The 26,806-nt window shown below is 59.3% G+C and carries 26 protein-coding genes (1 of these 26 running past the window's edge); 12 read left to right on the top strand and 14 right to left on the bottom strand.

Features of this window, described 5'->3' with window-relative positions; genetic code table 11:
• From msrP to AO353_RS14495, 5 genes are all read right to left on the bottom strand, one after another.
• A protein-coding gene (gene msrP / locus AO353_RS14515) for a protein-methionine-sulfoxide reductase catalytic subunit MsrP (protein ID WP_054595578.1) crosses the window boundary here: on the bottom strand, positions 1-353 show its beginning. It extends 661 nt beyond the left edge of the window; only the first 353 of its 1,014 coding nucleotides appear in the window; the start codon lies at positions 351-353; the stop codon falls past the left edge of the window.
• A gap of 63 nt (positions 354-416) precedes the next feature.
• Positions 417-1,274 carry a CDP-diacylglycerol--serine O-phosphatidyltransferase gene (gene pssA / locus AO353_RS14510; RefSeq protein ID WP_054595577.1) on the bottom strand — a complete coding sequence of 286 codons (858 nt, stop codon included), beginning with the start codon at positions 1,272-1,274 and terminating at the stop codon, positions 417-419.
• A 144-nt stretch (positions 1,275-1,418) separates the two neighbouring features.
• Positions 1,419-2,435 (bottom strand): ketol-acid reductoisomerase, encoded by a 1,017-nt coding sequence (ilvC, locus tag AO353_RS14505; protein ID WP_003185459.1) that lies wholly within the window; start codon positions 2,433-2,435, stop codon positions 1,419-1,421.
• A gap of 48 nt (positions 2,436-2,483) precedes the next feature.
• Positions 2,484-2,975: an acetolactate synthase small subunit gene (ilvN, locus tag AO353_RS14500; RefSeq protein WP_003205610.1), complete on the bottom strand. Its 492-nt coding sequence runs from the start codon at positions 2,973-2,975 to the stop codon at positions 2,484-2,486.
• A 2-nt stretch (positions 2,976-2,977) separates the two neighbouring features.
• Positions 2,978-4,702, bottom strand: coding sequence for an acetolactate synthase 3 large subunit (locus AO353_RS14495; RefSeq protein ID WP_054598234.1), 1,725 nt, complete (start codon positions 4,700-4,702; stop codon positions 2,978-2,980).
• 400 nt (positions 4,703-5,102) lie between these two features.
• Here AO353_RS14495 and AO353_RS14490 point away from each other — a divergent pair, with 400 nt between their 5' ends.
• Complete coding sequence (locus AO353_RS14490; RefSeq protein ID WP_054595576.1) at positions 5,103-5,525, top strand: DUF4124 domain-containing protein; 423 nt, start codon at positions 5,103-5,105, stop codon at positions 5,523-5,525.
• A gap of 22 nt (positions 5,526-5,547) precedes the next feature.
• Here the strand turns inward: AO353_RS14490 and AO353_RS14485 are convergent, their stop codons facing one another.
• The 3 genes from AO353_RS14485 to mrcB are packed head-to-tail and all read right to left on the bottom strand — an operon-like array spanning position 5,548 to position 8,982.
• On the bottom strand, positions 5,548-5,883 hold the full coding sequence (locus AO353_RS14485; RefSeq protein WP_054595575.1) for a YqcC family protein: 336 nt from the start codon (positions 5,881-5,883) through the stop codon (positions 5,548-5,550).
• Positions 5,883-6,641 (bottom strand): tetratricopeptide repeat protein, encoded by a 759-nt coding sequence (locus AO353_RS14480; protein ID WP_054595574.1) that lies wholly within the window; start codon positions 6,639-6,641, stop codon positions 5,883-5,885. The genes AO353_RS14485 and AO353_RS14480 overlap by 1 nt, the downstream gene beginning before the upstream one ends.
• Before the next feature lie 16 nt (positions 6,642-6,657).
• The gene (mrcB, locus tag AO353_RS14475; protein ID WP_054595573.1) at positions 6,658-8,982 is read right to left on the bottom strand and encodes a penicillin-binding protein 1B; all 2,325 of its coding nucleotides are present in this window, start codon (positions 8,980-8,982) and stop codon (positions 6,658-6,660) included.
• 117 nt (positions 8,983-9,099) lie between these two features.
• Between mrcB and AO353_RS14470 the strand changes: the two genes are divergently transcribed.
• From AO353_RS14470 to AO353_RS14460, 3 genes are all read left to right on the top strand, one after another.
• Positions 9,100-10,656 carry an AAA family ATPase gene (locus AO353_RS14470; protein WP_054595572.1) on the top strand — a complete coding sequence of 519 codons (1,557 nt, stop codon included), beginning with the start codon at positions 9,100-9,102 and terminating at the stop codon, positions 10,654-10,656.
• 90 nt (positions 10,657-10,746) lie between these two features.
• A complete protein-coding gene (locus AO353_RS14465; RefSeq protein WP_054595571.1) occupies positions 10,747-11,091 on the top strand; it encodes a pentapeptide repeat-containing protein in 345 nt (114 codons plus the stop codon).
• A 224-nt stretch (positions 11,092-11,315) separates the two neighbouring features.
• Complete coding sequence (locus AO353_RS14460; protein ID WP_019691679.1) at positions 11,316-11,588, top strand: TfoX/Sxy family protein; 273 nt, start codon at positions 11,316-11,318, stop codon at positions 11,586-11,588.
• A 255-nt stretch (positions 11,589-11,843) separates the two neighbouring features.
• Here the strand turns inward: AO353_RS14460 and AO353_RS14455 are convergent, their stop codons facing one another.
• The 4 genes from AO353_RS14455 to AO353_RS14440 are packed head-to-tail and all read right to left on the bottom strand — an operon-like array spanning position 11,844 to position 15,393.
• Positions 11,844-12,695: a ChaN family lipoprotein gene (locus AO353_RS14455; RefSeq protein ID WP_054595570.1), complete on the bottom strand. Its 852-nt coding sequence runs from the start codon at positions 12,693-12,695 to the stop codon at positions 11,844-11,846.
• Between the two features lie 9 nt (positions 12,696-12,704).
• Complete coding sequence (locus AO353_RS14450; RefSeq protein ID WP_054595569.1) at positions 12,705-13,472, bottom strand: heme ABC transporter ATP-binding protein; 768 nt, start codon at positions 13,470-13,472, stop codon at positions 12,705-12,707.
• On the bottom strand, positions 13,472-14,455 hold the full coding sequence (locus tag AO353_RS14445) for a FecCD family ABC transporter permease (RefSeq protein WP_173860012.1): 984 nt from the start codon (positions 14,453-14,455) through the stop codon (positions 13,472-13,474). Before AO353_RS14445 ends, AO353_RS14450 begins: the two co-directional genes overlap by 1 nt.
• Before the next feature lie 50 nt (positions 14,456-14,505).
• Positions 14,506-15,393 (bottom strand): heme/hemin ABC transporter substrate-binding protein, encoded by an 888-nt coding sequence (locus AO353_RS14440; protein ID WP_054595567.1) that lies wholly within the window; start codon positions 15,391-15,393, stop codon positions 14,506-14,508.
• A gap of 185 nt (positions 15,394-15,578) precedes the next feature.
• Here AO353_RS14440 and AO353_RS14435 point away from each other — a divergent pair, with 185 nt between their 5' ends.
• Positions 15,579-15,896, top strand: a complete 318-nt coding sequence (locus tag AO353_RS14435; protein WP_054595566.1) for a Rieske (2Fe-2S) protein — start codon at positions 15,579-15,581, stop codon at positions 15,894-15,896.
• Positions 15,897-15,908: 12 nt separating this feature from the next.
• Here AO353_RS14435 and sfsA read toward each other — a convergent pair whose 3' ends face one another.
• Both sfsA and AO353_RS14425 read right to left on the bottom strand, forming a co-directional pair.
• Positions 15,909-16,622, bottom strand: a complete 714-nt coding sequence (sfsA, locus tag AO353_RS14430) for a DNA/RNA nuclease SfsA (RefSeq protein ID WP_054595565.1) — start codon at positions 16,620-16,622, stop codon at positions 15,909-15,911.
• Positions 16,622-17,794, bottom strand: a complete 1,173-nt coding sequence (locus AO353_RS14425) for a pyridoxal phosphate-dependent aminotransferase (RefSeq protein WP_054595564.1) — start codon at positions 17,792-17,794, stop codon at positions 16,622-16,624. Before AO353_RS14425 ends, sfsA begins: the two co-directional genes overlap by 1 nt.
• 332 nt (positions 17,795-18,126) lie before the next feature.
• Between AO353_RS14425 and dksA the strand changes: the two genes are divergently transcribed.
• The 7 genes from dksA (at position 18,127) to folK (ending at position 26,805) form a co-directional block, all read left to right on the top strand.
• Positions 18,127-18,573 carry an RNA polymerase-binding protein DksA gene (dksA, locus tag AO353_RS14420; RefSeq protein WP_054595563.1) on the top strand — a complete coding sequence of 149 codons (447 nt, stop codon included), beginning with the start codon at positions 18,127-18,129 and terminating at the stop codon, positions 18,571-18,573.
• Positions 18,574-18,657: 84 nt separating this feature from the next.
• The gene (gene gluQRS, locus AO353_RS14415; protein WP_054595562.1) at positions 18,658-19,554 is read left to right on the top strand and encodes a tRNA glutamyl-Q(34) synthetase GluQRS; all 897 of its coding nucleotides are present in this window, start codon (positions 18,658-18,660) and stop codon (positions 19,552-19,554) included.
• Between the two features lie 77 nt (positions 19,555-19,631).
• A complete protein-coding gene (locus tag AO353_RS30675; protein ID WP_003176118.1) occupies positions 19,632-19,808 on the top strand; it encodes a hypothetical protein in 177 nt (58 codons plus the stop codon).
• The gene (locus AO353_RS14405; protein ID WP_162491270.1) at positions 19,792-22,746 is read left to right on the top strand and encodes a sensor histidine kinase; all 2,955 of its coding nucleotides are present in this window, start codon (positions 19,792-19,794) and stop codon (positions 22,744-22,746) included. Before AO353_RS30675 ends, AO353_RS14405 begins: the two co-directional genes overlap by 17 nt.
• A gap of 22 nt (positions 22,747-22,768) precedes the next feature.
• The gene (locus AO353_RS14400) at positions 22,769-24,202 is read left to right on the top strand and encodes a sigma-54-dependent transcriptional regulator (RefSeq protein ID WP_054595560.1); all 1,434 of its coding nucleotides are present in this window, start codon (positions 22,769-22,771) and stop codon (positions 24,200-24,202) included.
• A gap of 712 nt (positions 24,203-24,914) precedes the next feature.
• On the top strand, positions 24,915-26,318 hold the full coding sequence (locus tag AO353_RS14395; RefSeq protein ID WP_054595559.1) for a polynucleotide adenylyltransferase PcnB: 1,404 nt from the start codon (positions 24,915-24,917) through the stop codon (positions 26,316-26,318).
• Between the two features lie 4 nt (positions 26,319-26,322).
• Positions 26,323-26,805 (top strand): 2-amino-4-hydroxy-6-hydroxymethyldihydropteridine diphosphokinase, encoded by a 483-nt coding sequence (gene folK, locus AO353_RS14390; protein WP_054595558.1) that lies wholly within the window; start codon positions 26,323-26,325, stop codon positions 26,803-26,805.
• Position 26,806: the final 1 nt, after the last annotated feature.

Genomic DNA, 26,806 nt, shown 5'->3' with positions numbered 1-26,806 from the left:
CACGGCTCGGTTTTCAGCGCGCCAGCGTTTTGCGCAGGATCGCCCTTGTCAGTACCGAACTCATAGAAGTTGTTGTAGTGAGTCGCGTCCTTGAACGGCGTGATCGCCTCATCCTTGACGGTAACCGCCTCCCATTTGGTGGCAGGGAGTTTTTCGGAAAACCAGGAAGGCGCCTTGCCCGACTCGACATCCGCGTACCGAGCCGCGTTGTCAGCGCTGGCCCATCGTGGCAGGCCGCTGACCGCCATACCGGCGATCGCCCCACCAAGCACACTGCGACGAGAGAGATAGAGAGACTCAGGCGTGACGTCCGACTCATGAGAGTCGGACGACTTGGGAAACTTGAACAACATGGCAACTCCGCAGAATTGGAGGACAGATGCACCAATAGACTGCGGAGTATGGGGGAAATTACATCACTCGGCGTTTTTGTGCCGACGAAGATGCAACAGGTACTGCACCGGGCCAGAAGCTGCATAGGCGAGAAAAACCAGCAGCAGAATGCGTGGCGGATCGCTGAAGACCACTGCAAACACCAGCACCACCGCCAGGATCGCCACGAAAGGTACGCGACCTTTCAGGTCCAGTTCCTTGAAGCTGTTGTACTTGATGTTGCTCACCATCAACATCCCGGCGGCTGCAACCATCAGCGCAACCAGGAAGGACATCTTGGAGCCCTGAATCCCATAATCGCTGAATGCCCAGACAATACCTGCAACCACACCTGCCGCAGCCGGACTGGCCAGACCGATGAAGTAGCGCTTGTCTGCGGTGCCGACCTGAGTATTGAAACGCGCCAGACGCAATGCCGCGCCCGCAACATAGATGAAGGCAACCATCCAGCCAACCTTGCCCATATCCCCCAACGCCCAACCAAATGCCAGCAATGCCGGCGCAACACCAAAGGCAACCATGTCCGACAGCGAGTCGTACTCGGCACCGAAGGCGCTTTGGGTATTGGTCATGCGCGCTACCCGGCCATCAAGGCCGTCGAGGACCATGGCGACGAAAATCGCAATCGCCGCGAAAGCAAAATACTTGCTCGCGCTTGCAGCATCACCGGCACTCAAGGCGCTCTGGGCACTCATCGAGTTGATGATGGAATAGAACCCTGCGAACAGGTTCGCAGTGGTGAACAGATTCGGCAGAAGATAGATACCACGATGCCGGACTTTACGGCCTTCAGCGTCATGCCCTTCTTCGACATGCTCATCGATGGGTAGCAGGCTTTCGGCGTCAGAGGCCTGGTTTGGCTCTTCGGGACGTTCGCTCATGGACATTACCTTGCAACGGTGTGGAAAGTTTCGACAGGTGTCTGCGACAACGGTTCGGCCGCAAACGATGCAGCTTTATACCAGAACCGACCACTCAAACGAAAAAACGCGGCCTAAGCCGCGTTTTCTGTACAAACTCGTGACTTAGTTTTTGGCTTTGTCGACGATTTTGTTGGCGCCGATCCACGGCATCATCGAGCGCAGTTGCTCGCCGATGATCTCGATGCCGTGTGCAGCGTTGTTACGACGCTTGGCGGTCATCGAAGGATAGCCGGTAGCACCTTCGCTGATGAACATCTTGGCGTATTCGCCGTCCTGAATACGTTTCAGGGCATTACGCATAGCCTGACGGGATTCAGCGTTGATGACTTCAGGGCCGGTAACGTACTCGCCGTACTCGGCGTTGTTGGAGATCGAGTAGTTCATGTTGGCGATACCGCCTTCGTACATGAGGTCAACGATCAGCTTCAGTTCGTGCAGGCATTCGAAGTAGGCCATTTCTGGCGCGTAGCCAGCTTCAACCAGGGTTTCGAAACCGGCTTTGACCAGTTCAACGGTACCGCCGCACAGAACGGCTTGTTCGCCGAACAGGTCGGTTTCGGTCTCGTCCTTGAAGGTAGTTTCGATGATGCCGGTACGACCACCACCAACGCCGGCAGCGTAGGACAGTGCTACGTTTTTGGCGTTGCCGGAAGCGTCCTGATAGATAGCGATCAGGTCAGGGATACCGCCGCCTTTTACGAACTCGGAACGCACGGTGTGGCCCGGAGCCTTCGGCGCGATCATGATCACGTCGAGGTCAGCGCGCGGCACAACCTGGTTGTAGTGGATCGCGAAGCCGTGGGAGAAGGCCAGGGTGGCGCCTTTCTTGATGTTCGGCTCGATTTCGTTTTTGTACAGGGCAGACTGGAACTCGTCCGGGGTCAGGATCATGACCAGGTCGGCAGCGGCAACCGCAGAAGCAACGTCAGTCACTTTCAGGCCGTGGGCTTCGGCTTTGGCAACAGTGGCCGAACCTTTACGCAGACCGACAGTAACGTCAACGCCGGAGTCTTTCAGGTTGCACGCTTGAGCGTGGCCCTGGGAACCGTAACCGATGATGGCAACTTTCTTGCCCTGGATGATCGACAGGTCACAGTCTTTATCGTAGAAAACTTTCATGAATTTCCCCTATATATCCAGGCCGTTCAGGCCATTCGCTAATTTGGTTTAGATGCTGAGTACTTTGTCGCCACGGGCAATCCCGGTGACGCCACTGCGTACGGTTTCCAGAATCGAGGCAGTGCCGATCGACTGAATGAAACTGTCGAGCTTATCGCTGGTACCGGTCAATTGAACGGTATACACGCTGGCACTGACATCGACGATCTGTCCACGATAAATATCGGTAGTGCGTTTGATCTCGGCGCGCTGGGCGCCGGTGGCCTTGACCTTGACCAGCATCAGTTCGCGCTCGATGTGAGCGCTTTCCGACAGGTCGACCAGCTTGACCACTTCGATCAGCTTGTTCAGGTTCTTGGTGATCTGCTCGATGATTTCATCGTGGCCAACAGTGGTCAGCGTCAGACGCGACAGGGTCGGGTCTTCGGTAGGTGCCACGGTCAGGCTCTCGATGTTGTAGTTGCGCTGCGAGAACAGGCCGACTACACGAGACAGAGCGCCCGGTTCGTTTTCCAGAAGCAAGGAAATAATATGCCGCATGATTACGTACGCTCCGTCTTGCTCAGCCACATATCGCGCATGGAGCCGTCTTTGATCTGCATCGGATAGACGTGCTCGCTGGTATCGACCGAAATATCGAGCACCACCAAGCGATCTTTCATGGCGAACGCTTCCTCCATCTTCGACTTCAAATCCTTCGAGTCGGTGATGCGCACGCCGACGTGACCATAGGCCTCTGCCAGCTTGACGAAGTCAGGCAGCGATTCCATGTAGGAGTGCGAGTGACGGCTGCCGTAACTCATGTCCTGCCACTGGCGAACCATACCCAGAACACCGTTGTTCAGGATGACGATTTTTACCGGCAAACCGTATTGCAGGCAGGTGGACAGCTCCTGAATGTTCATCTGGATACTACCCTCGCCCGTCACGCAGGCGACGTCGGCATCCGGGAAGCTCAACTTGATGCCCATCGCCGCCGGGAAACCGAAGCCCATGGTGCCCAGGCCACCGGAGTTGATCCAGCGGTTCGGCTTATTGAACGTGTAGTACTGCGCCGCGAACATTTGGTGCTGGCCCACGTCGGAGGTCACAAAGGCATCGCCCTTGGTCACTTCGCAGAGGGTTTCGATCACGGTTTGCGGCTTGATAACGCTACCGTCGCCCTTTTCATACGGGAACAGGCCACGATCACCACGCCACTCGTCAACTTGCTTCCACCAGCTGGCAACAGACTCCTTGTTCGGGGTCTCGCCGATTTCCTTGAGGATCGCGACCATTTCGGTCAGGACGCTCTCAACCGGGCCAACGATAGGCACGTCTGCCTTGATGGTCTTGGAAATCGAAGCCGGATCGATGTCGATGTGAATGATCTTGGCGTTCGGACAGAACTTGGCCGGGCCGTTGATCACGCGGTCATCGAAACGCGCGCCGACAGCGAGAATCACGTCAGCATGGTGCATGGCCAGGTTGGCGGTGTAGCTACCGTGCATGCCGAGCATGCCGATGAACTGACGGTCGGTGCCAGGGTAGCCACCCAGGCCCATCAGGGTGTTGGTCACTGGCAAGTTGAGCATTTGCGCCAGTTCGGTCAGCGGCGCGGAGCCACCGCCAAGGATCACGCCGCCGCCCGAGTACAGCACGGGACGCTTGGCCGCCAGAAGCATTTCTGCTGCCTTGCGGATTTGCCCGGAGTGACCACGAACCGCCGGGCTGTAGGAACGCAGCTTGGCTTTTTTCGGGAAGACGTATTCGAATTTTTCGGCCGGGTTGGTCATGTCTTTCGGGATATCGACAACGACAGGACCGGGACGACCGGATTGCGCCAGGTAGAACGCTTTCTTCATGACTTCCGGGATTTCCGACGCGTGCTTGATCATGAAGCTATGTTTCACGATCGGCCGGGAGATACCGATCATGTCGGTTTCCTGGAACGCATCGGTGCCTACCATGGTGCTAGGCACCTGGCCGGAAATGATCACCATCGGGATGGAGTCCATGTAGGCCGTGGCAATACCGGTGATGGCGTTGGTTGCGCCCGGCCCGGAGGTCACCAGTACTACGCCGGCTTTACCGGTAGCACGGGCATAGCCGTCAGCCATATGGGTCGCAGCCTGTTCGTGACGAACCAGGATGTGGGTCACTTCCGGTTCTTTGAACAGGGCATCGTATACATGAAGGAGAGCACCACCCGGGTACCCGTAGATATATTTGACGCCTTCGTCGCGCAAAAAGCGGACGAGCATCTCACCGCCAGATAAAAGCTCCACGTTGTTCACCTCTAAAACGCCAGAATACCGCCCACATCAAGGGGACGGGTCTTAATAGGTTTACTTCTCGGCAGAGCATGAGCGACGGTGGTCGCCGACTACGTCAGCACTGACTGAGCAAGTATTGGGATCGTCCCAAGTGTTGCGGGGCTTTCCCACCCAGCGCGAGGTAACGCGTTGCGGGTGTAACAGGTCGGCGCGGATGTGCGCCTCATGATCTGCCGAGCGGGCCTGCTTCTGGCAGTCCCTCTACAGCGGACTTTGGATTCTTCTGTTTCGCCCTCTGCAAGTCAAGCCGTCAATGTGCTTTATTCGAACTAAGCGCATGAGAACGCAAGAAAAAACCTATAAACCGCAGGTGTGTTAGCTTCAATTGCGCAACCCACGACAAGGAAACGGCATGCGAACGTTGATCTTCACGGCCAGTCTGCTGATTGGCCTGAGCCCTTTGTGCATGGCCAGTTCGATCTACACATGGATTGATGGCCAGGGCGTTACCCATTTCGATGCACAGCCGCCTCAAGGGCAGGAAGCCACCACCGTAGTGAAACCCGCCCTGCCCGCTGGCAAACCGACCACCCCACCGCGCAACAGCGCGACAGGCGATCAACAGGCCATCGATAGCACAGTGAAAAAACAAGTCGCAGAGCAGCAAGCCCAGCTCAAGACGTTCTGCGAACAGGCACGAACGAACCTGGCTCAACTGCAGAACAATCCGAGGTTACGTGAGGAAGTCGACGGTGAGATGCGTCGCCTGACAGATCAACAGCGTCAGGAACGCATCACCGAAACACAAAAACAGATCAAGGATAACTGCCAGTAGTTAGGCACTGGCAGTTTCCGGCTTAGCGGGAGGCCGTGATGAGCTGATCGAACTCTTTGAGCAAGGCTTGCAACCGCTGATCCTTGCCCTGGACATTACGCGAAGCAAAGACCATCTCGGCCATTTCCTGAATGCCCGAGGCGTTCGGCAGCGGCAGGTTGTTCTCAAGGATGATCTTCATGCGCGGCAGGAAGATCCATTGCAGCCACTGCTCGAAATCCAGCGTATCGACGGAAAATGGCTCGACGCTGGCCAGCGCTTCAGCGCTTGGCGGAACCTCGTCCCACCAGCCCTGAAGACGCAACTCACGCTCGATCAGCAGCAGCTGTTCGGCGATCTTCGGAAAACGGACATCCATCAGAGCGAAACCTTGGCCTTTTGACGAGCCTGCGCCGCACCTGCGGAGTCGCCCTGTTTCTCACGCGCCTGGGCGATCAGTTCCCACAGGCTTGCCTGCAGATCCGGACGCCCATTGGCAAACGTCAAACCGCGGCGAGCGAACTGCTCGGCTTGCGCTGCATCACCTTGGGCCAAGCGCACCTGCGCCAGACGATAAAGCACTTGCGGCTCACGCGGAGCAACCCGCTGGGCACGCTCGAGGCTGGAAGACGCACCATTGAGATCGCCGCTCGCCTGTTGCTGCTGCGCGGTGGTCAGCAAGGCCAGTACCGGACCGTCAAGCTGCTCGTCGGCAGACAAACCGCCGCCGCTGCTCGCAGGAGGAATCCCGCTCGGCGTCGATGGCATGCTGTAGTTACCCTGATTGATTGGTGCCGACTGCATCGGTCCGCTGTCATACGTCCCCGGAGTAATCGGACCGGAACTGGTCGGGCCAGGACTGATCGGCTGCGTGCTGATTGGCGTCGACGTCGTCGCGCCACCGCCCGGGATCATTACCACCACGCCAGTGTCACCCTGCGGGATCGCCTGAGTCTGGGCTTGTGCCGGCCGTTTCACGGTGCTTTTACGGAAACCGCCATTGGCAGAAATCCGCTCACTGTTGGACACGGCCGTACCGGAGTCGACCACTGGAATCGAGCCGTGCTGCACATTGGAGCAACCGCTGAGCAAAGCCAGGGCTGTCACCGTAACCGCTGGAATAAACCACTTGTTCACTTGAATCCCTCTTTGCTTAATTCATCCAGCCCTTGACCCAATCCATCACCGATTCGCCTGACGCGGGGCCTGAACCACCGCACGCAGCGCCAGGAGGCGGTTCGCTGCCGCGAATATACGGCATCTGCACTGCGCCTGGGCAGCTGGCTTCAGAACCCTGCCCGGTGCGCGAATCGACCCAGGCTTGAACGATATTATCCGGCTGCGGCATATCCAGCGGCAACGGGTCGGCCTTGCGCATGAAACTGGTCCAGACTTGCAGCGCGCCCGTGGCACCGGTGAACGGCGTCTTGCCGTTGTCATCGCGCCCCAGCCAGACCACTGCCAGCAGATCCTGGCTGAAACCGGCGAACCAGCTGTCTCGCGAGTCGTTACTGGTACCGGTTTTACCCGCCAGCGTCAGCGTCTTGGGCAGCACGTTGTAAACCGAGCTACCGGTACCTTCACGCATCACGCGCTGCATGGCGCTTTGGATCAGGTAGATGGACGCCGGATCGAAACGCTGCTGAATCTGGAACGGATAACGCTTGAGCGGCTGACCTTCGGCGGTCAGTACGCTGCGAATCCCGCGCATCGGCGTGTTGAAACCACCGTTGGCCAGCGTCTGGTACATGGTTGCCACTTCAATCGGCGTCATGCCACCCGCTCCCAGCAACATCGACGGGAAGGCCGGAAACTCGCGAGTGATGCCCAGACGCCCAAGGGTTTTCAGGACGTTCGGCACACCGACTTCCAAGCCCAGACGCGCAGTCGACAGGTTGTAGGAGTGTGCCAGCCCCTGGTACAGGAAAACCGTACCGTGGGAGCGACGATCATAGTTCTGCGGTTTCCAGACCTGACCATCTGCGCCTTTGACCGAGAAGGACTCATCGGACAGCCAACTGGTCAAGGTGTACTGGCTCGGCTTTTCAAGCGCGGTCAGGTATACCGCCGGCTTGATCAGGGAACCGATTGGCCGCACGGCATCCAGCGCCCGGTTGAAGCCGGCGAAGCTGGCCTGGCGACTACCGATCATCGCCTGGACTTCACCGGTTTCAGGATTGGTCACGACCATCGCCGCTTCAACGTCATCCGAACCTTTGCGGCCGGCAAGGCGCTTGAAGGTATCGTTGACCGAGGCTTCGGCCTTCATCTGCAGGATCGGGTCGAAACTGGTGAAGATCCGCAGACCTTCTTCGGTCAAGTCTTCGTCGCGGTAGTCTTCGCGCAGCTGACGCTTGACCAGATCGAGGAAGCCCGGGAACGAACTGTCGGCCAGACTGCCGCGCTTGGTCACACCCAGCGGCATTTTCTTCGCCGCAGCGACTTGCTCGGCAGTAGCGACACCTTGCTGTTCCAGCAGATCGAGTACCAGATTGCGTCGCTCAAGTGCGCGCTCCGGGTAGCGACGCGGGTTGTAATAGGACGGCCCTTTGACCATACCTACCAGCAACGCGACTTGATGCAACTTGAGTTCGGACAGCGGCTGGCTGAAGAAGAACTGACTGGCCAGACCAAAACCGTGCACGGCGCGCTGACCGTCCTGACCGATGAACACTTCATTGAGGTAAGCCTCAAGAATGTCCGGCTTTTTGTAGTGCAACTCAAGCAGCATCGCCATCATCGCTTCGGTCAGCTTACGGCTCAGGCTGCGCTCGTTGGTCAGGTAGAAGTTCTTGACCAGTTGCTGCGTCAACGTACTACCGCCCTGACGCATTTGCCCGGCCGATGTGTTGACCCAAACGGCCCGCATGATCGATTTTGGCGACACACCGAAGTGGTGATAGAAGTCGCGGTCTTCCACCGCCACCAGCGTATCGAGCAAATACGGTGGCACTTGATCGATCTTGATCAGGATGCGGTCTTCGAGGTTTTTCGGGTAAAGGCCACCGATCAACAGCGGCTCGAGGCGCACCACCGACAGTTTTGAACCGTTGGTCGACGACAGCTCGGCGACGTAATCGCCCGAGAAGCGCACACGTACCGGTTGAGCCTGCTCCAGGCCCTCATAGAACTGGAACCCACGGGTGTTCAAATCGACGGTATTGCCGTTGACCGATGCCGCGCCAGGTCCATTGGCCACACTTTCGCGGCGATAACCCAAGGCATCGAGCTCGGTGAGAAAGTCATCCTTGCTCAGTTTCTGTCCGACGAACAGTTCGAGCGGGCGCGCATAAACCTTGGCCGGAATGGTCCAGCGCTTGCCGGAGAACTTCTCCTGGACCACGGCATCAAGGTAAACCGCGAAGCCTGCCAGCACTACGAGGCCGACCAGACTGAGCTTGAGCGCCCAGCCTAACCAGGGGCGCAGGCCTCTAGAAGGAGGTTTTTTAGGGGTACGAGGGGATCGGGTACGAGTCATGGCGGCGGATTATACGCACTTTATTCCCGATCAACATGAGCCCAGCGAGGTTTGCGTTAACCCGGCTAGCCGCCATAATGTTGCCCTTGAATTTTTCCAGACTCTGAAGGATCACCTGTGAGCCAGTCCTTGATCGCTGCCCTGCAAAACCCGGCCCTCTACCCGCATCCTGTAGAGGGATTCCAGGTCATCGAGACGCACATCTCATGGGTGCTGCTCACTGGCCCCTATGCTTATAAAGTGAAGAAGCCGGTCAATTTCGGCTTCCTCGATTTCACCAGTCTCGAGTCACGCGAACATTTCTGCAGCGAAGAACTGCGCCTTAACCAGCGTCTGACCAACGATTTGTACCTTGAAGTGCTGCCGATCACCGGCAGCATTGAAGCGCCGCAATTGGGCGGCACCGGTCCAGTGCTCGATTACGCGCTGAAAATGCGCCAGTTCCCGCAAAGCCAGTTGCTCAGTAACCTGCAGGCCAATGGCGAACTGACGACTGCGCACATCGACGAGATGGCCACGCAGATCGCCCGGTTCCACCTGAGCACCCCGAAGGTTCCGGCAGCTCATGAAGCCGGTACGCCTGAGAGTGTCATGGCACCGGTGCGGCAGAACTTCGAACAAATCCGCCCGTTCCTCAGCGAAAAAGCCGACCTGCTGCAACTCGACGCCCTGCAAGCCTGGGCCGAAAGCAGTTTCGAACGCCTGAAACCACTGCTGGTACAACGTAAGGCCGAAGGTTTCATCCGCGAATGCCACGGTGATATCCATTTGGGCAACGTCACCGTGATCGACGGCAACGTGGTAATTTTCGACTGCATCGAATTCAACGAGCCGTTCCGCTTCACCGACGTCTATGCCGACACTGGCTTCCTGGCGATGGACCTTGAAGACCGTGGCCTGAAAAGCCTGGCTCGGCGCTTCATGAGCCAATACCTGGAGCTGACCGGCGACTATCAGGGCCTTGAACTGCTGAACTTCTATAAAGCCTACCGCGCACTGGTTCGCGCCAAGGTCGCCCTGTTCAGCATGCCCGCCGAGGCCGATCCGGTGCAGCGCGCCACCACCCTGCGCCAGTACCGCAACTACGCCAACCTGGCGGAAAGTTACAGCACCATTCCATCGCGCTTCATGGCGATCACCCACGGTGTTTCTGCCGTAGGTAAAAGCCACGTAGCCATGCGCCTGGTAGAAGCACTGGGCGCGATTCGCCTGCGCTCCGACGTCGAGCGCAAGCGCCTGTTCGGCGAACAGCACGTACCGAACGACCTGCAAGCCGGTATCTACAGCGCCGACGCCAGTGCCAGCACCTATTCCCGCCTGCATGAAATCGCTGGCGTGATTCTGCGCGCCGGTTTCCCGGTAGTCATTGACGCGACTTACCTCAAGCGTGAACAACGCGATAACGCGGCAAAAATCGCCGAAGCGACCGGCGCGCCATTCCTGATCCTCGATTGCAACGCACCACAAGCCGTGATCGAGAGCTGGCTCGCACAGCGTCAAGCAGACAAAAACGATCCATCTGACGCCAATCTGGCTGTTATCGCAGCTCAACAAGCCAGCCGCGAGCAGCTGACTCCGGCAGAGATTCTCTGCAGCAAACGCGTTCAGACCAATGAAAGCGGGACCCTCGACACCGTGGTCGCGCAAATTCGTCAGCGTCTGCCGGGGCTGTAAGAAACTAAATTCAGGCGCGAAGCCCTAACCGGCTTCACGCCTGCAAAATAGTGGCACTATACTGGCGTCATAAAACCAACAGGTGACACCATGAGCCAGCCGAAACTTCTCGACACCCCGCTATATGCCCTGCTGCACAAAGACGACATCGAAGGCTTCAATCGCGAAAGGCCCAAGTCCGGGCCTATCGATATGGTGGGCGGCGACTTTCGTGGCCTCGACCTGCGCGAGCTGAACGCCGAAGGTATTGATTTCAGCGATGCCTATTTCCGCTCTGCCGACCTGCGCGGCATTGATTTTCGTGATGCCTCCCTCGAAGGCGCGAGCCTGGCCCACGCACAAATCTCCGGCGCTTACTTTCCCTCCGAGCTGAGCGCTGACGAAATTCTCATGTCGATGAATTTCGGCACTCGCCTGCGCTACCGCACCCGCTAACACCTGCCGTCACCTGAAGTCCGGTGCCCCTGCTGCGCGCCGGACTGCATGCCTGATCTCCCAAGTCCTTTCCTGCCGCCGCTACCGCCCTTTCCAGAACTATCTGGTAGAACGCCTTAGAAGCTTTTGCGTTCAAACTGACCAAACAACCACGCTTTTCCTACTGACCGCTACACTCCTGTGAGGCTTGCCCACGCACTCTTCGGCTGTCGCAAGGAGGCTTGATGAATGATGAACTGCAACACCTGAAAAACCTTGGCAAGACATCGGCGCAATGGCTGCATGCCGTGGGCATCCACAGCGCCTCGGACTTGCGCCGCCTGGGCGCGGTAGATGCTTATCGTGCGGTACGCACTCGCGGGTTTCGCGCCTCGAAGGTGTTGTTGTATGCGATTGAGGGGGCGCTGATGGATGTGCACTGGAACGATATCCCCGCTGATCGCAAGGAAGCACTCAATAAACAGCTTGAAGCCATTTCGTCACGTCACAAGGTCTAAAGCCCAGCATTTACAGGCGATCCAAACAAGTGTTTAGCAAAAGAGCATAGAACTCGGAAAACAGCGATTGACTTAGAAATGAGAATCGTTATGATTATCACAACTGATCGCGAGATCAGCTGATCTTCTGAAAGACCATTGGTTCGGACTCTCAGATTATCTCCTCATCAGGCTAATCACGGTTATTTGACCCGGCTCTTGCCGGGTCTTTTTTTGCCTGTCGAAAAGTGCTTCGCGAGATATGCCGACTGCTTGTTACTGACGCATTTGCGCGCAATAGTCCTGCACGGGGCGGGCGGCCGTGTACCAGACGTAATCCGCCGATGCCGACGAGACCACAGCTCCCTTCTCCGCCAGCATCACCACCACGGGCGCCGAATGCTCACCAAGATCCTGCACATGCAGCGGTACGCCAATGTCCAGCCGTGCGTGATAAGCGCCGGCAAACAACAATGCCGGCGCGGGCGCTGCCAGCAGTTGTTCGGCCATTTGCCGATCACGTTGTTGCTGAACCGCCAGCATGGCCGGCATCCGGCTTTCGGGTAACAACCCGCAATGAGACTCACGGATTTGCGCCAGCAGCTCATTCCTGACCGCTGGTGCATTCGACCGGGTTCCGCTTACGGCCGGCGCTTGCTTGTACATACGCCGAACGTCAGTCGAGTCCAGATTCGCCGCCAATAACGGATAGGGCTGAGCCAGGGCAAAGCGCACAATCGGCCCATACAGATTCCAGTCCCAACCCGATTGCCAGGCCAACGCCGCCGGCAAATCGGCGGGCCAGCGAGCGGTGTCCAACGCATGGATTTCATCGACACGTGCCTGCTGGTCCGGCGTCAGCATTTCCAGCAGCACGCTGCCCTGAGTCCGGCGCTGGGACAGTGCCTGCAATAACCACAGCTGTGCGTGATGATGATCAGGATTGTCATGCAGCTCGCCAACGATCAGCCGTGGCGCCCCGGCCAACCGCTCGACCAGCGCTTGCGCGCTCAGACGCTGACCGCTATGCAGATCGCGAATCACCCCAGCCGGTTGATCCACGGCACTGGGTGCCATGTTTTGGCATGACACCAGTAACAACAGCGCCAGAATCAATATCCCACGCATGAGCTCACCTCAACGGGCGATGATCAGTGGATGCCCGCGCTCCGGGTGCGGCTGCACCAACACATCCAGCCCGAACACGGCTTTGAGCGGCTCCGGCCGCAGCACCTGCTGCGGTGTGTCCAATGCATGCGGACGGCCACTTTCGAGCAACAGAATGCGATCACAGTAACGCGCCGCCAGATTCAGGTCATGCAGAATCACCAGCACCGCCGCTCCGCGATCAGCAAATTCACGAATCGCCTGCAAGGTGGTGTGCTGATGCAGCGGATCGAGCATCGACGTCGGCTCGTCGAGCAGCAAGGTTTGCCCGGCCTCCCCCGGCCAAAGCTGCGCCAGCACCCGCGCCAGATGCACACGCTGGCGTTCGCCGCCGGACAGGGCGAGGTAGCTGCGGCCACTCAAATGCCCGACATCGGCGGCCTGCAAGGCAGCGGCGACAATCTCGTCATCGCGCACCCGGCCTGTTTGATGCGGCAAACGGCCCATGCCGACCACTTCCTCGACCCGGAACGCAAAATCCAGGGTCGAGGTCTGAGGCAATACCGCCAGGCGTTGCGCCCGTTGTGCACCATCCCATTGGCTTAGCTCGCGCTGATCGAGCCAGACACGACCATGATCAGGACGTAACTCGCCGCATAACGCGCCGAGCAAGGTACTTTTGCCCGCGCCGTTGGGGCCCAGCACTCCGAGAACTTCGCCCGGCTTGAGCTCAAGATCGATATCGGCCAGGACGATTTTCTTGCCGCGGCAGATCTGCAGGTTTTCCACTCGCAGCATCAGGCGCGACCTCGTAGCAGCAAATATAGAAAGAACGGTGCGCCGATAAACGCCGTAACGATGCCAATCGGCAATTCAGCCGGGGCCAGCGCCAAGCGCGCCACCAGATCGGCAAACAGCAACAGGCTGGCGCCCGCCAGGACTGAAGCCGGTAACAGCACGCGATGATCGGGTCCCGCCAACAGTCGCACCAGATGCGGCACCACCAGCCCGACAAAACCGATCATCCCTGCCGCCGCAACAGCGGCACCGACGCCCAGCGCGGTGCAGAACACCAGCTCGCGCTTGAGCCCTTCGACGTTGATCCCCAAATGACTGGCCTCGGACTCACCGAGCAACAACGCATTCAACGCCTTGGCCCGGCGCGGCAACCACAGCGCTACCGCGGCGCTCACCAACAACAATGGCCAGAGTCGCGCATAGCTGGCGCCATTCAGGCTGCCCAGGTTCCAGAAGGTCAGCGTACGCAAGGTCGCGTCGTCCGCCAGATAGGTGAACAAACCCACCGCCGAACTGGCCAGCGCCGTCAGAGCGATGCCTGCCAGCAACATGGTTGCCACGTTGGTCTGGCCGTTACGCCGACCAAGACGGTAAACCAGCGCCGTCACCCCGAGCCCACCCAGAAACGCACACAGCGATAACAGGTAAGGACCGATCGCCTCAGGCAAGCCGCCAAACAGCGAGCCGCCAACAATCGCAATCGCCGCGCCCAAGGCTGCACCACTGGAAACGCCGACCAACCCCGGATCGGCCAGCGGATTGCGGAACAACCCCTGCATCGCCACGCCAGACAACGCCAGCACCCCGCCCACCGCCAGACCGAGCAAAGTACGCGGCAAGCGAATCTGCCCGAGGATCAGTTCAGCCTGCTCCAATCCCTCGGCAGGAACCGGCAGACCGATCATCCGCATTGCGGCGCGCAACGTATCGAGCAGCGGCAAGCTGACCGGGCCCAGGGCCAATGACAACCAGATCGCCAACAAACACAGCAAGCTCAGCCCGATGAACAACGAACGAGGTTTGACCAGAGTACTCATGGGGCGATGGTTGCCTTGGCCGATTCAGCGGGATAGAACCCGGCGGACAGCTTTACCAGGCTTTCCGGCAAGCGCGGCCCCAAGCCGCCAACCAACAGCGTAGGGTCCAGCTCGAACACCCGTCCGGCCTTGGCCGCCGGCGTCGACGCAAGAATCGGGTTTTCCTTGAACAACGCGGCACGCGCGGCGTTACCGGTCAGCGCCCGGTCGGCAAACACCAGCACGTCTGGCGTCAGGCCTGCGAGGGACTCAACGGAAAAAGGCTTGTAACCGGTATGGGTCGCCAGGTTATGCCCACCCGCCTGCTGCAACAGCCAATCGGCTGCGGTGTCTTTGCCGGCGATCAGCGGCTTGCCGCCAGCATGCCCCAGCAACAACAACACGCCCGGCGCCTTTTGTTTGGCCTGAACCTGGCTGACCCAGGCTTTCTGCTGTTCAAGTTGCTGTTGATAACTGTCGAACAGGGCGGTGGCCTGCGACTCGCTACCGAGCAATTTACCCAGGTGCTGCAAGTTGCCTTGCAGAGTTGGCAAGTCAGGTTGTGCAGAGAACAACTCAACCTGCACCCCGGCACCGCGAATCTGCGACAACACTGGCGGCGGGCCCATTTCTTCGGTGCCAATGAGAAGTTGCGGCCGCAAACTCAGAATGCCCTCTGCCGACAATTGCCGCTGATAACCGATACTCGGCAAGGCCTTGAGCGATTCAGGATGTTGGCTGGTGCTGTCGACGCCGACCAGTTTCGACTCGCCGCCCAACGCACTCACCCACTCGGACAAAGCCCCGCCGGCACTGACCCAGCGTTGCGGCAATTCGGTCGCTTGAGCCCCATGGCTGAGCAAAAGTCCGACACAGAGCGCAATAGCGCTGGTACTCAGGCGCATAACAGGGTTTCCTTTGTGGAGTTTTCCCGCAGGATCAAGGCGTCGTCAGCTACGCAGCCGCCACGGGCGAAACACCCATTTGATAATTGTTTGCATTTGCACGTCAAGCGCAGACACATTTGCTAACCAGTGAGCGCGCACGCATCACCGCCAGAGGCCAGAGCCTTTGGCACTTGAGGATAGTCATGAAGTTTCTTTGCTCCAGCGCCGAGCTGGTCGATGCCAGCAGCCGTGGTTTCGAGATCGATGGCCAGAAGTTGTTTGCCGTACGCCGTGAAGGCCGGGTCTACGTGTACGAAAATCGCTGCCCGCATCGCGGTGTCGGCCTGGAATGGCAGCCGGACCAGTTTCTCGACCCCAGCGCCAGCCTGATCCAGTGCGCCACTCACGGTGCATTGTTTCTGATCGAAAGCGGTGAATGCGTGGCCGGGCCCTGTGCCGGGCAGTCCCTCAGTGCCCTGGCATGCCGCGAAGACAGCATGGGAATCTGGGTTCAACTTTAGGAACGACTATCTTCAAGAGCTCAGCAACACCTCCAGTCGACGGTCAACACGTACCTCGTGCGAGGTCAGGCTCACACCGTACGCCAACACTTCAACCCCGGCCGCTTTCGCCTCACGCAAAGCGGCCGCGTAACCCGGATCGATCTCCTCGGCCGGGCGCACCGAGTCAATGCCGGTCAGATTGACGCAATACAACTGCACCGCACGAATACCGTCCCGCGCCAGGCACGCCAGCTCGCGCAAGTGCTTGGCACCGCGCTGAGTCACTGCGTCCGGAAACGCCGCAACCGCTGAGCCATCGAAGCCCAGCGTGACGCTTTTGACTTCGACGAAGGCCGGGCCGCTCGGGTAATCGAGGCGGAAATCGATGCGGCTGTTTTCCTGACCATACGGCACTTCACGCTTGAGCCCGGTAAAGCCATTGAGCTCGCTGATCAAACCGCCACGTAGCGCTTCTTCAATCAAGGTATTGGCCCGCGCGGTGTTCACGCAGGCCAGCCGCCCTTGCGGGGTTTCACTGATTTCCCAGGTGCCGGGCAACTTGCGTTTCGGATCGCTGGAGCGGCTGAACCAGACCTGCCCGCCTTCGACCATGCAGTTGAACATCGACCCGGTGTTTGGGCAGTGAATAGTCAGCAACTCGCCGCTAACGGTTTCGATATCGGCGAGAAAACGCTTGTAGCGACGAATCAGCCGACCTTCTTCCAGAGGAGGATTGAAATGCATCAGCCTTGCCAGCTCCGCAGGCCACGGGCAATCCGCTGAACCGCTTCCTGCAAGCGTGGCAGGCTCTGGGTGTAGGCGAACCGCACGTGATGACCGGCCTGATACCGACCAAAATCCAGGCCCGGGGTGAAGGCAACATGTTCGGTTTCCAGAAAGTGCCGGCAGAAGGCAAACGCATCACCGCCAAAGGCACTGATGTCGGCATACAGATAGAAGGCGCCTTCCGGCTCCACGGCGATCCCGAAACCCAACTCGCGCAAGGCTGGCAGCAGGAAGTCACGTCGGCGCCCGAACTCGGCCCGGCGCTCTTCGAGAATGCTGATGGTGTCCGGCTCGAAGCAGGCCAGTGCTGCGTGCTGGGCCATGCTCGGCGCGCTGATGTAAAGGTTCTGCGCGAGTTTTTCCAACTCGCCGACCGCAGCCTCCGGGGCGACCAGCCAACCAAGGCGCCAGCCAGTCATGCCGAAATACTTGGAGAAACTGTTCAGCACAAAAGCGCTGTCATCGACTTCCAGCACACTGGCAGCGTCGGTGCCGTAGGTCAGGCCGTGATAGATCTCGTCCACCACCAAATGGCCGTGGCGCTCTTTGATTGCCGCAGACAGCCCGGCCAGCTCATCGCGGGTCAGGATGGTTCCGGTCGGGTTGGCCGGTGAAGCGACCAGTGCGCCAACGCTGTCGTGGTCCCAGTAACGCTCGACCAGACCTGGCGTCAGCTGATAGCGCACGTCCGGGCCGACCGGCACCAGTTGCGCCGCACCTTCCACCAGCCGCAGGAAATGCCGGTTGCACGGGTAACCCGGGTCGGCCAGCAGCCAGTGTTTACCGGGATCGACCAGCAAGGCGCTGGCCAGCAGTAACGCGCCAGAACCACCCGGCGTGATCAGGATGCGCTGCGGGTCGATGTTCAAGCCGTAACGTTGTTCATAAAAGCCCGAAATGGCTTCACGCAGCTCTGGAATGCCACGAGCCGCGGTGTAACGGGTTTTCCCCGCCGTCAGCGCCGCCTGGCCGGCCTTGATGATCGGCTCGGCGGTGGTGAAATCCGGTTCGCCGATTTCCAGGTGAATCACGTCGTGCCCGGCCGCTTGCAATTCATTGGCGCGCGCCAGCAATGCCATGACATGGAAAGGTTCGATAGCGCGGCTGCGCGCACTGTAGGGCTGAGCCATTAGCCTTCCTTCAACGGGGGAAAAGAATTGATTCTACCCAAGCCCGGGAACGAGCGAGAACCTAAAGCGGTCACAACCGGAAGTTCACCCGTAAAAGAGCTGATACATAAGCCTCAGGATTGACTAAAATCAATATCTGATCAGGCCTCCAGACCCGCCAGACAAGGCTTTGCAAACATTTGCAAGCCTTACGGACCGCAGCCTCGACATCCGGGAGTAGCGCGCTCCGATTTGATCTGGTAAGTTCGCCCGCTTGCAGCCGCAGGGCCGGCAGGTGTCGGTGATGGAGCAATCCTGCGCAATGGATTACAAGAGTAGAGGCGGTCCATTTCATGCCCACCCAAGCAAAGCAGCAAAGCACTGAGCCAAAGATCAGCGGCTTCGAACCCTATATTGAAAGCAAGGGCGAGGAGTACATGGGCGAGCCCATGCGCAAACACTTCACCAAGATCCTGCAGAAGTGGAAACAGGACTTGATGCAGGAAGTCGACCGCACTGTTGATCACATGAAGGACGAAGCGGCGAACTTCCCCGACCCGGCCGACCGTGCCAGTCAGGAAGAAGAATTCAGCCTCGAACTGCGTGCCCGCGACCGCGAGCGCAAGCTGATCAAGAAAATCGACAAGACCCTGCAACTGATCGAAGACGAAGAATACGGCTGGTGCGAGTCTTGCGGCGTCGAGATTGGCGTCAAACGCCTGGAAGCACGCCCTACCGCTGACATGTGCGTCGACTGCAAGACCCTTGCAGAGATCAAGGAAAAGCAAGTCGGCAAGTAAGTGGCCGCTTGAACGAAGAACGGAGCGTGCGAACGCTCCGTTTTTGTTTCTGACTGTTTTGTTCTTTCAATTAACATCGCGCCCATGACTGCCATCAAATCCCCCGCCTACATCGGGCGCTTCGCTCCCACCCCCAGCGGGCACCTGCACTTCGGCTCGCTGGTCGCGGCATTGGCCTCGTACCTTGACGCCCGCTCGGTTGGCGGCCGCTGGCTGTTGCGCATGGAAGACCTCGACCCGCCTCGGGAGGAACCCGGCGCCCAAGCGGCGATCCTCAAGGCACTGGAAAGCTACGGTTTCGAATGGGACGGCGAAATGGTTCGCCAGAGCGACCGTCACGACGCCTACGCGCAGGTGTTGAATCAACTGTTCAACCATGGCCTGGCCTACGCCTGCACCTGCTCGCGGAAAAAACTGGCGCCTTATCACGGGATTTATCCAGGTCTGTGCCGCAACGCCGGTCATGCCAGCGAAGACGCCGCAATCCGCTTGCGCGTCCCGGAACTGGAATATCACTTCACCGACCGCGTGCAAGGCGAATACCGCCAGCACCTGGGCCGTGAGGTCGGCGACTTCGTCGTCCGTCGACGCGACGGGCTCTACGCTTATCAACTGGCAGTAGTGCTCGACGACGCCTGGCAAGGCATCACCGATATTGTCCGCGGTGCCGACTTGCTCGATTCCACCCCGCGCCAGCTGTACCTGCAAGAACTGCTCGGCCTGCCCCAACCGCGCTATCTGCACCTGCCGCTGATTACCCAGCCGGACGGCAACAAGCTCGGCAAGTCCTACCGCTCGCCGCCATTGACCGAAGATCAGGCGACCCCCCTGTTGCTGCGCGCCCTGCGCGCACTGGGACAAAAACCCGGCCACGAACTCGATAACGCCAGCCCCAGGGAAGTATTGAACTGGGGCATCAGGCACTGGGATGCGGCGTTAATCCCGCGCACACTGACACTACCCGAAGCGCAATTACGCTGACTAAGCTTGCAGGTTGGCGCCCATCCGTTACCATCGCCGCACGTTTTCGGGCACGCGCACAATAAAGAGAGGCCGGGATGTACATCTATCGCTTGGTCCTGCTCCTGGTAGTGGGGATCTATCTGTTCTCCCCAGCCATCATGGACTGGTGGATCGACGCCACTGGCGCCTGGTATCGCCCGTATCTGCTGTGGCTGATTCTGATCGTCGTGACCTTCATCCTGCAGAGCCAAAAAGATGCCGATGAGCTTTAGCCTGACCCAGATGATCCTGATCAGTGCCGCCTACCTGGCAGTGCTGTTTGGTGTTGCCTGGATCAGTGAACGCGGAATGATCCCGCGAGCGATCATTCGCCACCCGCTGACCTACACCTTGTCATTGGGTGTCTACGCCAGCGCCTGGGCGTTTTATGGCACGGTTGGTTTGGCATATCAGTACGGCTACGGCTTTCTGTCCAGCTATCTAGGTGTCTCCGGAGCGTTTCTGCTGGCGCCGGTGTTGCTCTACCCGATTCTGAAGATCACCCGCACCTATCAGCTGTCGTCTCTGGCCGACCTGTTTGCGTTTCGTTTCCGCAGCACCTGGGCCGGCGCGCTGACCACCATCTTCATGCTGATCGGCGTGCTGCCGTTGCTTGCGTTGCAGATTCAGGCGGTCGCCGATTCGATTGGCATCCTCACCCGTGAGCCGGTGCAGCATCGGGTCGCCCTGAGTTTTTGTGCGCTGATCACCCTGTTCACGATCTTCTTCGGCTCGCGGCATATAGCGACCCGAGAGAAACACGAAGGCCTGGTGTTCGCGATTGCCTTTGAATCGGTGATCAAGCTGATCGCCATTGGCGGCGTTGGCCTCTACGCCTTGTACGGCGTGTTCGACGGTCCGCAACAGCTGGAAGTCTGGTTGCTGCAAAACCAGACCGCCCTCGCCGCCCTGCACACGCCGCTGCAAGAAGGCCCATGGCGCACGCTGCTGCTGGTGTTCTTCGCCTCGGCGATCGTGATGCCGCACATGTACCACATGACCTTCACCGAAAACCTCAACCCGCGCTCGCTGGTCAGTGCGAGTTGGGGCTTGCCGCTGTTTCTCCTGCTGATGAGCCTGGCCGTACCGCTGATTCTCTGGGCTGGCCTCAAACTTGGCGCCACCACCAACCCGGAATACTTCACCCTCGGCGTTGGCATCGCCGCCAACAGCAAGGCCCTGGCACTGCTGGCCTACGTCGGTGGTTTGTCAGCTGCCAGCGGCCTGATCATCGTCACCACCCTGGCGCTGTCCGGGATGGCCCTGAACCACCTGGTGCTGCCGCTGTATCAGCCGCCTGCCGAAGGCAACATCTACCGCTGGCTGAAATGGACCCGCCGCGCCTTGATCGTCGCGATCATCATGGCCGGTTATGGTTTCTATCTGCTGCTGGGCGCCGAGCAGGACCTGGCCAACCTGGGCATCGTCGCATTCGTTGCCACCCTGCAGTTTTTGCCCGGCGTACTGTCCGTCCTGTATTGGCCGACCGCCAACCGTCGCGGCTTCATCGCCGGGTTGCTGGCGGGGATTCTGGTCTGGCTGGTGACCATGCTGTTGCCGCTGGTCGGCAACCTGCAGGGCTTCTATATCCCATTGCTGAACATGATCTACGTGCTCGACGACACCAGTTGGCACATGGCGGCGATCGCGTCGCTGGCGGCCAACGTGCTGATGTTCACGCTGATCTCGCTGTTCACCAACGCCAGTACCGAAGAAGCCAGCGCCGCCGAAGCCTGCGCCGTGGACAACGTTCGCCGCCCGCAACGCCGCGAACTGCACGCCGCCTCACCCCAGGAGTTCGCCACCCAACTGGCCAAACCGTTGGGAGCCAAAGCCGCGCAGAAAGAAGTCGAACAGGCCCTGCGCGACCTTTATCTGCCGTTCGACGAGCGTCGCCCATATGCCTTGCGCCGCCTGCGTGACAGAATCGAAGCCAACCTCTCCGGCCTGATGGGCCCGAGCGTTGCGCAAGACATGGTCGAAACCTTCCTGCCGTACAAGGCTGGCGGCGAAAACTACGTCACCGAAGACATTCACTTCATCGAAAGCCGCCTCGAGGACTATCACTCGCGCCTCACCGGCCTTGCCGCCGAACTCGATGCCCTGCGCCGCTATCACCGCCAGACCTTGCAAGAGTTGCCGATGGGTGTTTGCTCGCTGGCCAAGGATCAGGAAATCCTCATGTGGAACAAGGCCATGGAGGAGTTGACCGGGATCGCCGCGCAACGCGTGGTCGGTTCACGCCTGGGCACCCTCGGCGAGCCGTGGAAAGAACTGTTGCAAGGCTTCATCAATCTTCCCGACGAGCATTTGCACAAACAGCACCTGGCTCTGGACGGTCAGACGCGCTGGCTGAACCTGCACAAAGCGGCGATCGACGAACCGCTCGCGCCCGGTAACAGCGGTCTGGTATTGCTGGTCGAAGACCTGACTGAAACCCAGATGCTCGAAGACAAACTGGTGCACTCCGAACGTTTGGCGAGTATCGGGCGACTGGCGGCCGGCGTAGCCCATGAAATTGGCAACCCGATCACCGGCATCGCGTGTCTGGCGCAGAACCTGCGCGAAGAGCGTGAAGAAGACAGCGAACTGAAGGAAATCAGCGGGCAAATCCTCGAACAGACCAAACGCGTGTCACGCATCGTTCAGTCGCTGATGAGCTTCGCCCACGCCGGCAGCCATCAGCACAATGACGAACCGGTCTGTCTGGCCGAGGTGGCCCAGGATGCCATTGGTCTGCTGGCGCTGAACCGCCGCAACTTCGAAGTGCAGTTCTTCAACCTGTGCGATCCCGAGCATTGGGTCGATGGCGATCCGCAGCGGCTCGCCCAGGTATTGATCAACCTGCTGTCCAACGCCCGCGACGCATCGCCGGCCGGCAGTGCGGTTCGAGTAAAAAGTGAAGCCAACGAACACACGATCGACCTGATCGTGGAAGACGAAGGCAGTGGTATCCCGTCGAGCATCATGGACCGATTGTTCGAACCCTTCTTCACCACCAAGGATCCTGGCGAAGGCACCGGTCTGGGCCTTGCACTGGTCTATTCCATCGTTGAAGAGCATTATGGACAAATCACCATCGACAGCCCGGCTGACACACAAAGCCAACGCGGCACCCGTATCCGGGTGACCTTACCGCGTCATGTCGAAGCGACGTCCGCTGTGAACTGAGACCGTCGAGAGAATCGAATCAATGCCGCACATTTTGATCGTCGAAGACGAAACAATTATCCGCTCCGCCTTGCGCCGCCTGCTGGAACGTAACCAGTACCAGGTCAGCGAAGCCGGTTCAGTGCAGGAAGCACAAGAACGCTTCAGCATTCCCACGTTCGACCTGATTGTCAGTGACCTGCGCCTGCCTGGCGCACCGGGCACCGAGCTGATCAAACTGGGCCAGGGCAAGCCGGTGCTGATCATGACGAGCTACGCCAGCCTGCGCTCGGCAGTCGACTCAATGAAGATGGGCGCGGTGGACTACATCGCCAAGCCTTTCGACCATGACGAGATGCTCCAGGCCGTCGCACGCATCCTGCGTGACCGGCAATCGGCGCAAAGCTCCGTGGGCGAACCTGCGGTCGGCAAAGCCAGCGGCTCGGCGAAGTCCGCTGTCGATAACAGCAATGGCGAAATCGGCATCATCGGCTCGTGCCCACCGATGCAGGATCTGTACGGCAAAATCCGTAAAGTGGCTCCCACCGATTCCAATGTATTGATTCAGGGCGAATCAGGCACCGGTAAAGAGCTGGTCGCCCGCGCCCTGCACAACCTGTCCAAACGCGCCAAGGCGCCGATGATTTCGGTGAACTGCGCAGCCATCCCGGAAAGCCTGATCGAGTCCGAGCTGTTCGGCCACGAGAAAGGCGCGTTTACCGGCGCCAGCGCCGGGCGCGCGGGCCTGGTTGAAGCAGCCGACGGCGGCACCTTGTTCCTTGATGAAATCGGCGAACTGCCACTTGAAGCCCAGGCGCGCCTGCTGCGCGTGCTCCAGGAAGGTGAAATCCGCCGCGTGGGCTCGGTGCAATCGCAGAAGGTCGACGTACGCCTGATCGCTGCGACTCACCGTGACCTGAAGAGCCTGGCCAAGATCGGCCAGTTCCGTGAAGACCTGTATTACCGTCTCCACGTTATCGCCCTGAAACTGCCGGCCCTGCGTGAGCGTGGCGCGGACGTCAACGAAATCGCCAATGCTTTCCTCGCCCGCCAGAGCGCGCGCGTGAATCGCACCGACCTGAAATTCGCTCCGGACGCCGAACAGGCAATTCGTCATTACTCCTGGCCGGGCAACGTGCGTGAACTGGAAAACGCTGTCGAGCGTGCCGTCATCCTGTGTGAGAGCCCGGAGATTTCTGCCGAGTTGCTGGGCATCGATATCGAGCTCAGCGATCTTGAAGATGACGAGTTCATCGGCCTGGCACCGCAACAGGGCAGCACCGGCAACACCAGCCACGAGCCCACCGAAGACCTGTCACTGGAAGACTACTTCCAGCACTTCGTCCTCGAACACCAGGATCACATGACCGAAACCGAATTGGCTCGCAAACTCGGCGTCAGCCGCAAATGCCTGTGGGAGCGTCGTCAGCGCCTGGGTATCCCACGACGCAAGACCGGCGCGACCAGCGAAAGCTGAACGTCACCTGTCGAGTGTGCGAGTAACACATGACCGTGTGAAAAAACTGTTACCGCAGCTTTTTCTCGTAACAGAAGCCGGGGCTTACGGTAACGAAGCCCCGGTTTTTTTTGGCCCTGAAAAAGGCGACACAGGCACCTAACCCCTTGTTTTACTGGGGCTCGCAAAAGTTGGCACGCCACCTGCTATATGTTTGGTACAAGAACAATAACAAGCAATGCACAAGACAATAAAAATAAGACGAATCGACTCACGCACAACAAAAACAAGACGGCGAGAGGCGTAGCTAACTGATTCTTTTGGAGAGGCGTTGTATTTGGGGCTTGCCCCGCAACCAGGCCGAGAACAACAAAAACTGCCCTAAGGCAGAGCCTGAACTGGTTGGATCGCACAGATCATTGCAGCACAGCGACCAAAGCAATCCGTTTGCTCTTGGCTCCCGATTGGGAGGGTCATGAAGGAAACCTTCATGACAAGGGCGCGACACAAAAACAAGAAGCCCGAAACCAAAAATAAAAATAGAGCATGCAACTACTTCTTGGGGAGCTTCGGCTCCCCTTGTAGTTTCTGGCGTTTGGCCTCACAGGCTCGACAGCTGCTACAGAGACCTTGCGCAGCTTCCTACACCATCCCCCGACTAAATGCTAGAATCCCGGCCCATCATGCGGTCATTCTTCGTTTTGGCCGAACATTCCTTCAAACAGTGCATCCCATGCTGAAGAAGCTGTTCCAGTCATTCCGTTCTCCCTTGCGTCGTACGCAACACATTCGCAGCACGCCTGAAGTGCTCAACAGCAGCCAACACTCGCTGCAACGGGCTCAGTTCAGCCGTTATGCGGTGAACATCGTCGAACGCCTGCAGAGCGCCGGCTACCAGGCTTACCTGGTCGGTGGCTGTGTGCGCGACATGTTGCTCAACATCACACCCAAGGATTTCGACGTCGCCACCAGCGCCACACCGGAACAGGTTCGCGCCGAGTTTCGTAATGCGCGGATCATCGGGCGCCGATTCAAACTGGTGCACATCCATTTTGGTCGCGAAATCATTGAAGTCGCGACCTTCCGCGCCAATCACCCGCAAAACGACGAGGAAGAAGACAGCAACCAGTCCTCGCGCAACGAAAGCGGGCGCATTCTGCGCGACAACGTTTACGGCACGCTGGAGGAAGACGCACAACGCCGCGACTTCACCATCAACGCCCTGTATTACGATCCGGTCAGCGAGCGCATTCTCGACTACGCCAACGGCGTACACGACATCCGCAATCACCTGATCCGCCTGATCGGCGACCCGACCCAGCGTTACCAGGAAGACCCGGTGCGAATGCTCCGTGCGGTGCGTTTCGCCGCCAAGCTGGACTTCGGCATCGAGAAGCACAGTGCCACGCCAATCCGTAACCTGGCACCGATGCTGCGCGAGATCCCGTCGGCGCGCTTGTTCGAAGAAGTGTTGAAGCTGTTCCTTTCGGGTCATGCCGCGGACACCTTCGAGATGCTGGTCGATCTGCAATTGTTCGACCCACTGTTCCCGGCCAGCGCCGAAGCCCTGGAACACAACCCGACCTACACTCACACCCTGATCAGCGAAGCGCTGATCAACACCGACCTGCGGATCAAGCAGAACAAGCCGGTGACGCCAGCGTTCCTGTTCGCCGCCCTGCTCTGGCCAGCCTTGCCGGCCCGCGTACTGCGCTTGCAGGATCGTGGCATGCCGCCGATTCCGGCCATGCAGGAAGCGGCTCACGAACTGATCAGCGAGCAATGCCAGCGGATCGCGATTCCAAAGCGCTTCACCATGCCAATCCGCGAGATCTGGGACATGCAGGAGCGCCTGCCACGCCGCAGCGGCAAACGTGCCGACCTGTTGCTGGACAACCCGCGATTCCGTGCCGGTTACGACTTCCTGCTACTGCGTGAAAGCGCTGGCGAACAGACCAATGGCCTGGGCGAATGGTGGACGGACTATCAGGACGCCAACGAAAGCGAACGCCGCGACATGATCCGCGACCTCAGCGGCAAGGACGACGGTGCCAGCGGTGCGCCGCGTAAACGTCGCCGCAGCGGTGGCGCCAAGCGCAAACGTGCCGCTGGCGTACCGAGTGCGTCGGGCGAGTAAATCGATGGAACGCATTTACATTGGCATGGGCAGCAACCTCGCCGCCCCCGCGGAACAATTGCGCAGCGCCGTCGAAGCGCTCGCGCAGTTACCCCAGACAGCGCTGGTGGGAGTTTCGTCCTTCTATCAAAGTGACTCCCTGTTGCCGGGCCAGCCGCGTTATACCAACGCGGTGGCCGCGCTCGACAGCACGCTGGCGCCGCTCGAGCTGCTCGATGCGCTGCAAGCCATCGAAATCGACCAGGGTCGCGAGCGTCATGAACGCTGGGGCCCGCGCACGCTGGATCTGGATATCCTGCTGTTCGGCGATCGACTGATCGACGAGCCCCGCCTCAAAGTCCCCCATTACCACATGCAGGCCCGAGCCTTTGTGCTGTACCCGCTGGCCGAGCTGGCGCCAGCTGACCTGCAACTGGCCGACGGTCGTCACCTGCGCGACCTGCTCGCTGCATGCCCGTTCGTCGGGCTGGAACGCCTGACCCCGTAGG

Source organism: Pseudomonas fluorescens, assembly GCF_001307155.1.
Lineage (GTDB): Bacteria > Pseudomonadota > Gammaproteobacteria > Pseudomonadales > Pseudomonadaceae > Aquipseudomonas > Aquipseudomonas helvetica.
This window is presented reverse-complemented; position numbering and strand designations above follow the sequence as displayed.